Origin of the sequence: Proteus vulgaris, assembly GCF_011045815.1 — a bacterium.
Taxonomy (GTDB): Bacteria; Pseudomonadota; Gammaproteobacteria; order Enterobacterales; family Enterobacteriaceae; genus Proteus; species Proteus vulgaris_B.
The window spans coordinates 234,676-246,304 of the sequence record NZ_CP047344.1; the positions used below are offsets into that span (position 1 = coordinate 234,676).

11 protein-coding genes are annotated in these 11,629 nt (G+C 40.7%); all 11 read left to right on the forward strand.

What is annotated here, in order from left to right; genetic code table 11:
- Positions 1 to 100 precede the first annotated feature (100 nt).
- The 11 genes from tsaE to nsrR all read left to right on the forward strand — a co-directional run bounded on the left by tsaE (position 101) and on the right by nsrR (position 11,598).
- Positions 101 to 568 (forward strand): tRNA (adenosine(37)-N6)-threonylcarbamoyltransferase complex ATPase subunit type 1 TsaE, encoded by a 468-nt coding sequence (gene tsaE / locus GTH24_RS01205; RefSeq protein WP_072069608.1) that lies wholly within the window; start codon positions 101 to 103, stop codon positions 566 to 568.
- A 13-nt stretch (positions 569 to 581) separates the two neighbouring features.
- Positions 582 to 1,907 carry an N-acetylmuramoyl-L-alanine amidase gene (locus tag GTH24_RS01210; RefSeq protein WP_164525854.1) on the forward strand — a complete coding sequence of 442 codons (1,326 nt, stop codon included), beginning with the start codon at positions 582 to 584 and terminating at the stop codon, positions 1,905 to 1,907.
- A gap of 23 nt (positions 1,908 to 1,930) precedes the next feature.
- Complete coding sequence (gene mutL / locus GTH24_RS01215; protein WP_164525855.1) at positions 1,931 to 3,931, forward strand: DNA mismatch repair endonuclease MutL; 2,001 nt, start codon at positions 1,931 to 1,933, stop codon at positions 3,929 to 3,931.
- On the forward strand, positions 3,900 to 4,841 hold the full coding sequence (gene miaA / locus GTH24_RS01220; protein WP_164525856.1) for a tRNA (adenosine(37)-N6)-dimethylallyltransferase MiaA: 942 nt from the start codon (positions 3,900 to 3,902) through the stop codon (positions 4,839 to 4,841). The genes mutL and miaA overlap by 32 nt, the downstream gene beginning before the upstream one ends.
- A 109-nt stretch (positions 4,842 to 4,950) precedes the next feature.
- Positions 4,951 to 5,238 carry an RNA chaperone Hfq gene (gene hfq / locus GTH24_RS01225; protein WP_072069604.1) on the forward strand — a complete coding sequence of 96 codons (288 nt, stop codon included), beginning with the start codon at positions 4,951 to 4,953 and terminating at the stop codon, positions 5,236 to 5,238.
- Between the two features lie 94 nt (positions 5,239 to 5,332).
- The gene (hflX, locus tag GTH24_RS01230) at positions 5,333 to 6,616 is read left to right on the forward strand and encodes a ribosome rescue GTPase HflX (RefSeq protein ID WP_072069603.1); all 1,284 of its coding nucleotides are present in this window, start codon (positions 5,333 to 5,335) and stop codon (positions 6,614 to 6,616) included.
- A gap of 92 nt (positions 6,617 to 6,708) precedes the next feature.
- Positions 6,709 to 7,983, forward strand: a complete 1,275-nt coding sequence (gene hflK / locus GTH24_RS01235) for an FtsH protease activity modulator HflK (protein WP_072069602.1) — start codon at positions 6,709 to 6,711, stop codon at positions 7,981 to 7,983.
- A gap of 2 nt (positions 7,984 to 7,985) precedes the next feature.
- Positions 7,986 to 8,990, forward strand: a complete 1,005-nt coding sequence (hflC, locus tag GTH24_RS01240; protein ID WP_069369876.1) for a protease modulator HflC — start codon at positions 7,986 to 7,988, stop codon at positions 8,988 to 8,990.
- A gap of 181 nt (positions 8,991 to 9,171) precedes the next feature.
- Positions 9,172 to 9,342, forward strand: a complete 171-nt coding sequence (locus GTH24_RS01245; protein WP_164525857.1) for a hypothetical protein — start codon at positions 9,172 to 9,174, stop codon at positions 9,340 to 9,342.
- A gap of 102 nt (positions 9,343 to 9,444) precedes the next feature.
- Positions 9,445 to 10,743, forward strand: a complete 1,299-nt coding sequence (locus GTH24_RS01250) for an adenylosuccinate synthase (RefSeq protein WP_072069601.1) — start codon at positions 9,445 to 9,447, stop codon at positions 10,741 to 10,743.
- 426 nt (positions 10,744 to 11,169) lie between these two features.
- Complete coding sequence (gene nsrR, locus GTH24_RS01255) at positions 11,170 to 11,598, forward strand: nitric oxide-sensing transcriptional repressor NsrR (protein ID WP_115351225.1); 429 nt, start codon at positions 11,170 to 11,172, stop codon at positions 11,596 to 11,598.
- The last annotated feature ends 31 nt before the right edge of the window (positions 11,599 to 11,629 follow it).

An 11,629-nucleotide genomic window follows, 5' to 3' on the forward strand; every position in this document is an offset into this window, starting at 1 on the left:
AACTATTTGCCTTAAGAGAACATATAAAGCTTGGTATTTGAGATTATCCAACAATCTCTTTTTATTGAGCCGTTATAACTTAACAATAGATTATATAAATATGAAAGAATGGGTTGTTACATTAGAAGATGAAGCGGCAACAGTTGAACTAGGGCGTACTGTTGCAATGGCGACTAATCATAGCGGATTGATCATTTATTTATATGGCGATCTTGGTGCTGGAAAAACAACCTTTAGCCGAGGCTTTTTGCAAGCGCTTGGTCATCAAGGGCATGTTAAAAGCCCAACATATACATTAGTTGAGCCCTATATGCTTTCGCCAAATCCTGTTTATCATTTCGATCTTTATCGTTTAGCATCAGCTGAAGAGCTGGAATTTATGGGAATACGCGACTATTTTGAGCAAGACGCGTTATGCCTTATTGAATGGCCATCGCAAGGCGAAGGCTTTTTACCTAATGCCGATTTAGAACTTCATTTAAGCTATGAAGATGAAGGTCGAAAAGCGCGTTTTGTTGCCCTTTCACAAAGAGGGAATACTGTTTTATCCCATATTCAGTCTGCATAAAGGAATATTGATTATGTCGAGCCTCATCACTATTGTGAGTCAAAGTCAGCGCTATTTTGTTGCCTTTCTGTTGGTTGTTTTATCTTTTTTCTTTGTGCAAATAGCGCAAGCTGCCACTGTGACAGAAGTAAAAGCAGAAAATGGCAGTTCAGTAACAACCCTCACATTCTCTTTTAGTGGTGGGAAGCCTAGCTATCGATATTATTCATTAAAAAATCCTGACCGTTTGGTGATGGATTTTAAACAGAGCACAAAAATTACAGGGTTGCCTGCAACATTAGGCAATGGACAGTTAGTTCATAAAATCCGCGCAACGCAATCAAAAGATAGCCAATACCAAAGTATGGTCGTGGAACTTGCCCAGCCAGTTGTTGTGACTGAAAGCCTAATGAATGTAAGCGGAAATTATAAGTTAGTGCTTACTATCAAATCAATAAATGCTCGACAAAATAATCACTCTCAACCCACCGTGAATGTGGTCGCTTTAGCACCGACAACAATGACGGCGTCAGCCTCAAATACAAATAGAGAAATGGCGCCTTTAACCATGACACCCAAAGCAGAGGTTGCCCCAGTTGCTCCTATTGTGAAACCACGTACCACTCCATCAAAACCACAAGCGGGCTCTCGTCAAATTATTATTGCGATAGATGCTGGTCATGGTGGACAAGATCCTGGTGCGATAGGCCAGAAAGGTAATCGTGAAAAAGATGTCACTTTAAGTGTGGCAAGAAAATTAGAAACTCGTTTACATAACGATCCGATGTTTAAACCTGTATTAACGCGTAATGGTGACTATTTTATTTCCGTTGCTGGACGTTCGGAAGTTGCCCGTAAGCAAAATGCGAATATGTTAGTTTCTATTCATGCAGACTCAGCTCCTAATCGTAGTGCAAGAGGGGCTTCAGTGTGGGTGCTTTCTAATCGTCGAGCAAACAGTGAATTAGGTAAATGGCTTGAACAAAGTGAAAAGCAATCTGAATTACTGGGTGGTGCAGGTGATGCTTTATCTGATGGGGTTGATCCTTATTTAAGTCAAACGGTACTTGATTTGCAATTCGGTAATTCACAGCGTGTGGGTTATGACGTTGCAGTTGCTGTGTTATCTGAATTGAGAAAAGTGGGCTCTTTGCATAAAAAGACACCAGAACATGCGAGTTTAGGTGTGTTACGTTCACCGGATATCCCTTCAATTTTAGTTGAAACGGGTTTTATTAGTCATGCAGCTGAAGAGCAGTTACTGATTTCTGATGCTTATCAAGAAAAACTTGCTGCTTCTATTCATGCGGGGTTAAGAAATTATTTTCTGGCTCATCCTTTACAAAATGCACCCAATTGATTGAGTAAAAGGGAATAAAGGTAATGGCGATAAATTTATTACCTCCTCAGCTTGCAAACCAAATTGCCGCAGGGGAAGTTGTTGAAAGACCTGCATCTGTGGTCAAAGAGTTACTCGAAAATAGTTTAGATGCGGGGGCGACTACAATTGATATTGATATTGATAAAGGTGGCGCCAAGCTTATCCGCATTCGTGATAATGGATGTGGCATCACTCGTGATGATTTGAAGTTAGCACTTGCTCGCCATGCAACTAGTAAAATATCAAGTCTTGATGATCTTGAAGCCATAATAAGTATGGGGTTCCGTGGAGAAGCATTAGCCAGTATTAGCTCTGTTTCTCGCTTAACGCTGACCTCACGTACTCAATCTCAAGATGAAGCGTGGCAAGCTTATGCTGAAGGCCGAGATATGACCGTTACCGTTAAACCAGCAGCTCATCCTGTGGGGAGTACGGTTGAAGTCCTTGATCTGTTTTATAACACGCCAGCAAGGCGAAAATTTTTACGCACTGAAAAAACAGAATTTGCACATATTGATGAAGTGGTTCGAAGAATTGCGTTATCGCGCTTTGATGTCTCTATTAATCTTACCCATAATGGCAAACGTGTTCGTCAATATCGTGCAGTAAAAGATGAAAGCCAGCAAAATCGCCGTTTGAGTGCGATTTGCGGTAATAATTTTGTCAATCAATCAATGCATTTATCGTGGGAACACGGTGATTTAGCAATAAAAGGTTGGGTGGAACACCCCTTATCGCCAGTACAATGCAGTGATATTCAATATTGTTATGTTAATGGACGAATGATGCGTGATAGGTTGATTAATCATGCTATTCGCCAGGCTTATGATGGATATCTGAAAGGAGAACAACAGCCTTCTTATATCCTCTATTTGAGTGTTGATCCTCATCAAGTGGACGTTAATGTTCATCCGGCTAAACATGAAGTCCGTTTTCATGAATCACGTTTAGTGCATGATTTTATCTATCAGGGTGTGTTGAGTGTTTTACGACAAGCCACGCAGACACCTTTATCACAGACTTTAGATGAAGAAGATAATGAAATCGCGTTGAGTTTTCCTGAAAATCGTCAAGTTGCAGGTGAAAACGTATTCTCACAGCCTTATCAAGCACCAGTTAGTCAGAACCCCGCCAATAGATCCCAGTCACATCAAATTAATGAGCGGGAGACTCATCATCAAAAACAACCTCGCCAATTCGGTGAAAATCGTCAGTTTGGTGAAAGCTATCAACGTACACAAGGTGCGCTTTATCAAAAAATGATGCAAGAAAGTGCTTCTACATTAAACGATAAAGAAAAAATACCGTTATTTCCTGAGCGAGCCCCATTGAATTTAGATGAAATCGTTCATACAACTAATAATATTGAAGAAGATGCGATTTCGGTGATGCCTCGTTCTGTCAATGCGAAAGAAGGGCAAACTGATTATACTTTTGGGCGAGTATTGGCAATTTATCAGCAGAAATATGCGTTAATAGAATCTTCACAAGGTCTTGGGCTGTTATCATTGGAACAAGCTGATTTTCTGTTAAAATGTGCGCAATTGTTGCCTAAAGATGAAACATTAAAGCCCCAACCTTTGTTAGTGCCTTTAAAATTAGCATTAAGTAAAGAAGAAATTAATGTATTCAATCAGTTTCACGCATTAATCAGTGAATTTGGTATTACTATTGAAATTTCACAAGGTAAAGCAACAATATATGCAGTACCGTTGCCTTTGCGTCAGCAAAATTTACCCGCGTTACTGACCGCATTATTGGCGTATTTGTCGATTGAAAAATTATGTACAAAACAACAGCTTGGGCAATGGTTTGCAAAACAGATAAGCGTAGAGCAAGCAATATGGTCACAAGCTCAAGCGGTTGGGCTATTGGCCGATATTGAAAGACTTTGTCCTCAATATGTCAGACAGCCAGCAAAAAACTTATTACAATTAATAGAATTACAACCGGTGGTAGCGGCATTAAATAATGAGCGATGTAAACATACAAATAAAACCTAAAGCTATTTTTTTAATGGGTCCTACAGCGTCAGGTAAAACAGCATTAGCAATAGCATTAAGACAAAAATTACCTGTAGATATTATTAGTGTGGATTCTGCTCTTATCTATCGTGGAATGGATATTGGAACAGCTAAGCCAGATGCGATAGAGCAATCGCTTGCGCCACATCGATTAATTGATATTCTAGACCCAGCATTACCTTACTCAGCAGCAGATTTTCGCCGAGATGCATTAAGTGCAATGGAAGAAATTACAGCTGCTGGGCGAATTCCACTATTAGTGGGTGGGACTATGCTATATTTTAAAGCGTTACTTGATGGCCTATCGCCTTTGCCTAGTGCCAATCCTGAGGTTCGTGCTGAAATAGAGAAAAAAGCAGCAGAGCAAGGATGGGAGGCGATACATAAAGAGCTTGGATTAGTCGATCCCGTTGCTGCGCAACGAATACATCCTAATGATCCTCAGCGGCTTTCTCGTGCGCTAGAAGTTTACCTGATTTCAGGTAAAACAATGACAGAGTTGACAAAAATATCAGGCGAATCTTTGCCCTATGATGTTTATCAATTTGCGATTGCTCCGAAAGATAGAAATGTTCTTCACCAGCGCATTGAAGCACGTTTTAAACAGATGCTAACGTGTGGATTTGAAGATGAAGTAAAAGCATTATATGAACGGGGTGATTTGCATGAAGATTTACCTTCTGTACGTTGTGTCGGTTATCGCCAGATGTGGTCATATTTATCAGGCGAAATAGATTATGATGAGATGGTTTATCGAGGGATCTGTGCTACCCGGCAATTAGCGAAGCGACAAGTCACCTGGTTAAGAGGCTGGAATGATATTCACTGGCTTGATAGTGAAGAACCGAAACAATCTCTTGACACTGTTTTGCAGGTAGTTAGTGCATAGATGGTAGGTTTGTGTAAAATTGATAGTTGCCAAAGCGCAATTTTTGAGTAGTTCATTTTTCGAACCAATTGGGTTCTAATATAAAACAACAAAATAAGGAAAACATAGAATGGCTAAGGGGCAATCTTTGCAAGATCCTTTCCTGAACGCATTACGTCGTGAAAGGGTTCCCGTTTCTATCTATTTGGTAAACGGTATTAAATTGCAGGGTCAGATCGAATCTTTTGACCAATTTGTTATTTTGCTGAAAAACACAGTAAGCCAGATGGTATATAAACATGCTATCTCTACCGTGGTACCTTCGCGTCCTGTTTCTCATCATAGCAATACAGGTACGAATCAAACTGGTACAGGTTACAGCGGTAGCGCTACTCAGCAGGATGATGTTGCAGAATAATTATCCATTATTATTCTTGATATAAGAAAAACATAGGTAGGGAGACTTTACCTATGTTTTTTCCTGTTTTTATAAAGTCCAAGAGGTTTCGCCTTTGTTTGATCGTTATGAAGGTGGCGAACTCGCCGTCTTAGTGCACGTCTTCTTTTCTCAAGAAAAGGATGTTGATGATTTGCAAGAATTTGAATCCTTGGTGACATCTGCGGGTGTTAAGCCAGTTCAGATTATTACAGGAAATCGTAAAGCGCCTCATCCCAAATATTATGTGGGCGAAGGTAAGGCAGAAGAAATTGCCGAGGCTGTAAAAGCAAGTGGTGCAGATGTTGTTTTATTTAATCATGCACTAACACCGGCACAAGAACGAAATCTGGAAAGGCTTTGTGAATGCCGTGTAGTTGATCGCACGGGAGTTATCCTTGATATTTTTGCTCAAAGAGCAAGAACTCATGAAGGAAAGCTACAGGTAGAACTCGCCCAGTTACGTCACTTATCAACTCGTTTAGTCAGAGGGTGGACTCACCTTGAGAGACAAAAAGGAGGGATTGGGTTACGAGGACCGGGTGAAACTCAGCTAGAAACAGACCGCCGCTTACTCCGAGGTAAAATTAGTCAAATTCTAATGCGATTGGGTAGGGTTGAGCGTCAGCGTGAACAAGGAAGACAAGCGCGGAGTAAAGCTGATATTCCAACATTATCCCTTGTTGGTTACACAAATGCAGGAAAATCGAGTTTATTTAATCATATTACCTGTTCTGATGTGTATGCAGCAGATCAGTTGTTTGCAACATTGGACCCCACATTAAGACGTATTCAAGTTGATGATGTAGGAACAGTTGTATTGGCTGATACCGTTGGATTTATTCGACATTTGCCTCATGATCTTGTTGCTGCTTTTAAAGCGACTTTGCAAGAAACACGAGAAGCAACCTTACTTCTTCATGTTATTGATGCAGCGGATAGTCGTTTTGAGGATAATATTCATGCAGTTGAAAGTGTATTAGAAGAGATAGATGCTCAAGAAATACCCACACTGCATGTCATGAACAAAATTGATCTTCTTGAAGATTTCACTCCAAGAATTGATCGAAATGAAGAAAACTTACCCATTAGGGTTTGGGTTTCAGCACAAACAGGCGAAGGTATTCCTCTGTTATATCAGGCGTTGACAGAACGTCTTTCAGGTGAGATCGCACACTTTGAATTACGTTTACCGCCAGAAGATACAGGGCGCTTGCGTAGTCGTTTTTATCAATTACAGTCAATAGAACGTGAATGGATTGAAAAAGACGGTAAAGTTGGGCTAATCATACGTATGCCTATGGTAGACTGGCATCGCCTTTGCAAGCAGGAACCCAATTTATTGGATTACGTGGTCTGATATTCGGCCATAAAAAAGAACATTAACTGAGAGCTGGCGACGAAATCGGCTCTTAAGCCTGATAAATCTAATCATAATAATGGAGCTAGAACATGGCGTGGAATCAGCCCGGTAACAACGGACAAGACCGCGACCCGTGGGGTAACCGAAACAGCGGCAATAATAATGGCGATGGTAACGGTAACTCCAACGGCAATCAAGGAGGTCGGAATCGTGGAGCATCAGATCTCGATGATATGTTCCGTAAACTGAGTGAAAAACTTGGTGGTTTCGGCGGTAAAAAAGGTGGGAACTCCTCTTCTGGGCAAAATGGCGGGCCTCGTGGTAATGCTGGAAATCTTTTGATTTCTCTTGCATTAGGTGCGGTTGTCGTAGTTTGGGCTGCAAGTGGTTTTTATACCATTAAAGAAGCAGAACAGGGTGTCGTAACTCGTTTTGGTAAATTTTACCAAATCGTTGAACCCGGTCTGAACTGGAAACCGACTTTTATTGATGAGGTTCAGCCTGTTAACGTGAAAACTATCCGTGATTTAACCACGGGTGGCATGATGTTAACGTCAGATGAAAATATGGTTCAAGTTGAGATAAACGTGCAGTACGTTGTCTCTGATCCAGAAACATTTCTGTTTAACCTCACAACACCTATTAACAGCTTAGGTCAAGCAACCGACAGTGCTGTACGTGGTGTTATTGGTCGTTCAGAAATGGAAAAAATTCTGACTTCAAACCGTTCAGAAATTCGTGACCAGACGCGTCAAGAATTAGAAGAGACTATCCGTCCTTATAATATGGGTATCTCTATTGTGGACGTCAACTTCCAAGTAGCGCGTCCTCCAGAAGCTGTAAAAGCGGCATTCGATGACGTAATTGCGGCTCGTGAAGAAGAACAAAAAACAATTCGTCAAGCTGAAGCTTATAAAAACGAAGTGTTACCGTTAGCTAAAGGTAACGCACAACGTATGATTGAAGAAGCAACAGCGTATAAAACCAGTGTGGTGATGAGAGCAGAGGGTGAGGTAGCTAGCTTTGCTAAAATCTTACCTGAGTATCGTGCAGCTCCTGAAATTACTCGCGAGCGTCTTTACATTGAAACGATGGAAAAAGTGCTATCGAAAACACGTAAAGTCATTGCAAATGATAAAGGTAACAGCATGTTAGTGCTACCTTTAGAGCAAATGCTACGTCAGCCATCTCAATCGGGTGCATCAAATACCCTTGAGGCGCCGGCTCGTATACCCGCACCAGCTCCAACTGTAAACCCAACACCGACACAAAAACCAGCAACAACGACTTATGGTAATGGTGGATATGGTAGTAATAATGGCGGTTATGGTCAGCCTTACGGCAATAATCAAGGAGGACAATAATCATGCGTAAAGTTATCGCTGTTGTTGCAGTTATTATTTTAGCGTTGTTGTACTCCTCTGTATTTGTCGTTCAACAATATGAGCGTGGTATTATTTTACGCTTCGCAAAAGTTGTTCGTGATGCTGAAAATAAACCTGTTGTTTATGAGCCAGGTCTTCATTTTAAAATTCCATTCATTGAGAATGTGAAAAAACTGGATGCGCGTATTCAAACTATGAATATCCAGCAAGACCGTTTCTTATCTGGTGAGAATAAAGACTTATTAGTTGACTCTTATCTAAAATGGCGTATCAGTGATTTCAGTACTTACTATCTGGCAACAGGTGGCGGTAATACAACGCAAGCTGAAACTTTACTGCGTCGTAAATTCAGTGACCGTTTACGTTCTGAAATTGGTCGTATGAGCGTAAATCAAATTATTACGGATTCTCGTGGTCGTTTAACCATTGATGTTCGTAATGCACTGAATGAAGGTACACCTTCTCGAGATACAAGTGCTGCTGATGATGCTATTGCCATTGCGGCGAAGAAAGTAGCTGAAGAAACTAAAGGTCAAGCTCCTGCTATCAATATGAACAGTATGGCGGCATTAGGTATTGAAGTGATTGACGTTCGAATCAAGCAAATCAACCTACCTATGGAAGTTTCTGAGGCGATTTATCAGCGTATGCGTGCAGAACGTGAAGCAGTTGCTCGTCGTCACCGTTCACAAGGTCAAGAGCAAGCGGTGAAAATTCGTGCAGCGGCGGATAAGACAGTAACAGAAACATTAGCTGAATCTGAGCGTGAATCTTTACGTCTTCGTGGTGAAGGTGATGCACAAGCAACAAAACTGTTTGCTGATGCATTCAACCAAGATCCTGACTTCTATGCTTTCATTCGTAGCTTACGTGCTTATGAGAAGAGCTTTAATCAAGACGGCAATGACGTCATGGTGTTAAGCCCAGATAGCGATTTCTTACGCTATATGAAAGCACCAACCAAAGCGCGTGCGATTGAAGAGTAATTAAAACGCGTTAGATTGACTGAATAAATAATAAAAATTCTCCACCTTAATAAGTGGGGAATTTTTTTTAGATCAATAAGATAAAAAGAATTACTTAGTAGCAAAATAAATAATTGTGCTTATTAAGATGAAAAATTACCCTTAATGGTTTCCAAAATGGCTTTAGCTGGGATAGTATAAAGTGAAAATTGCATTTCAAGATAAACCTTCGGCAATTCCGAAGCGTCTTCTTCGCCATTTTCACTTTTATGTCACTCTGCTTCCTATTTTTGCGATCAAAACTGTTGATGAAAGTCACAATATGTTTGTGGTGCGGATTTTTCGGGCAAAAATATTGACAATGGCAAGATAATCTATTGCTTAAAAGCGGGGATGACATAATTAGATAAAATCTACTGTAACTCTTGATTTGAGATGGTAGAATCCTTTTTTAAGCAACCGAGTGTATTTTGAAATGAGTAATAACGTTGTCGTATTGGGCACCCAGTGGGGTGACGAAGGCAAAGGCAAGATAGTCGATTTGCTGACAGAACGCGCTAAGTATGTTGTTCGCTACCAAGGTGGCCATAACGCGGGTCACACTCTAGTCATCGACGGTGAAAAAACCGTTCTTCATTTAATCCCATCAGGCATTCTCCGTGAAAATGTTGTTAGCATCATAGCAAACGGTGTCGTTTTATCACCAGAAGCACTGATGAAGGAAATGACCCAACTTGAAGATCGTGGCATTCCTGTTCGCTCTCGTTTACTTCTGTCTGAAGCTTGCCCATTAATCCTTCCTTATCATATCGCATTAGATAATGCGCGTGAGAAAGCACGTGGCGAGAAAGCTATCGGTACAACAGGTCGCGGTATTGGCCCTGCTTACGAAGATAAAGTTGCTCGTCGTGGTTTACGTGTTGGCGATCTGTTTGATAAAAAAGCATTTGCACAAAAACTCAAAGAAATCATCGAATACCATAACTTCCAACTGGTGAACTACTACAAAGTTGAACCGGTTGATTACCAAAAAACCTTAGACGATATCATGGCAATCGCTGATATTCTGACAGGTATGGTTGTTGATGTTTCTGACTTACTGTACAAAGCAACACAAAACGGTGAGTTAGTGATGTTTGAAGGTGCACAAGGTACTTTATTAGACATCGACCATGGTACTTATCCGTATGTAACCTCTTCAAACACCACAGCAGGTGGCGTGGCAACTGGCTCAGGTTTAGGCCCTCGCTATGTTGGTTACGTATTAGGGATCATCAAAGCGTACTCTACCCGTGTCGGTGCAGGTCCATTCCCAACTGAACTGTTTGATGAAGTGGGTGACTTCCTGCGTGAGAAAGGCCAAGAGTTTGGTGCAACCACTGGTCGTAGCCGTCGTACTGGTTGGTTAGATATCATCGCTATTCGTCGCGCTGTTCAAATCAACTCACTGTCTGGCTTCTGCATGACTAAACTGGATGTATTAGATGGTCTGAAAGAAGTGAAACTGTGCGTAGGTTATCGCTTACCAAATGGTGAAGTGATTGATACAACGCCTTTAGCTGCTGATGATTGGGAAGGTATTGAGCCTATCTATGAATCAATGCCGGGTTGGAACGAAACGACATTTGGTGTGAAAGATCACGCTCAATTGCCACAAGCAGCACTGAACTACATCAAACGTGTAGAAGAGTTGACTGGTGTTCCTGTTGATATCGTTTCTACAGGACCAGATCGCTCCGAGACTATTATTCTCCGTCATCCATTTGATGCTTAATTTGCATTAAATAGGTTTGATGTGAAAATCGTCCCTGAAAATGACAGGGGCGATTTTTTCGTATCTGTTTGTTAGTGAATTAAAGACAAAAATACACGTTACATAATAAGATAAGACAGCTTTACACTCGGTTTTGCTTCTGTTTTGTCTGTAACGAGTAAAAACAATAAGACAATGTTATTATTGTAACGCCAGAAATAGAAAAGCGATCTGTTGAAAATCGACAGTATCGCTTTTTCTTTGCCTGTGATGTCGCTATTATTTTGTTAGTAGTCAAGTGAGAGACGGAAATGACTCACTTTTGAGCATATCTTTGCTAAATGTCCAAAAATTAAACATAATATTGCTTAATAAAATGATATTCTCATTACTAATTACTTATCCCTTAACACATTTAATAGGGAAAACCACTTTTCAGAGGTCATTGTGCAATTAACCAGTTTTACAGATTATGGATTGCGAGCATTGATATATATGGCTTCACTGCCAGAAGGCAAAATGACGAGCATCACAGAAGTGACGCAAGTTTATGGTGTCTCACGTAATCATATGGTGAAAATTATTAATCAACTGAGCCATTTGGGATTTGTTGAGGCTATTCGCGGTAAAAATGGAGGGATCCGTTTAGGCAAGCCTGCAACAGACATCATTGTCGGTGATGTTGTCCGTGCTTTAGAGCCACTTTCATTAGTAAACTGTAGTGCTGAGTTTTGTCACATTACCCCAGCTTGTCGGCTAAAACTGGTTTTAAATCAGGCGATTGAGCAGTTTTTGAAAGAGTTAGACCGTCACACACTCGCAGAGCTAGTTGAAAATAATAGCTCCTTATATAAATTGTTATTAGAAGATATTTGAGTCTACTATTTCATTAAATCTGATAGCTTGG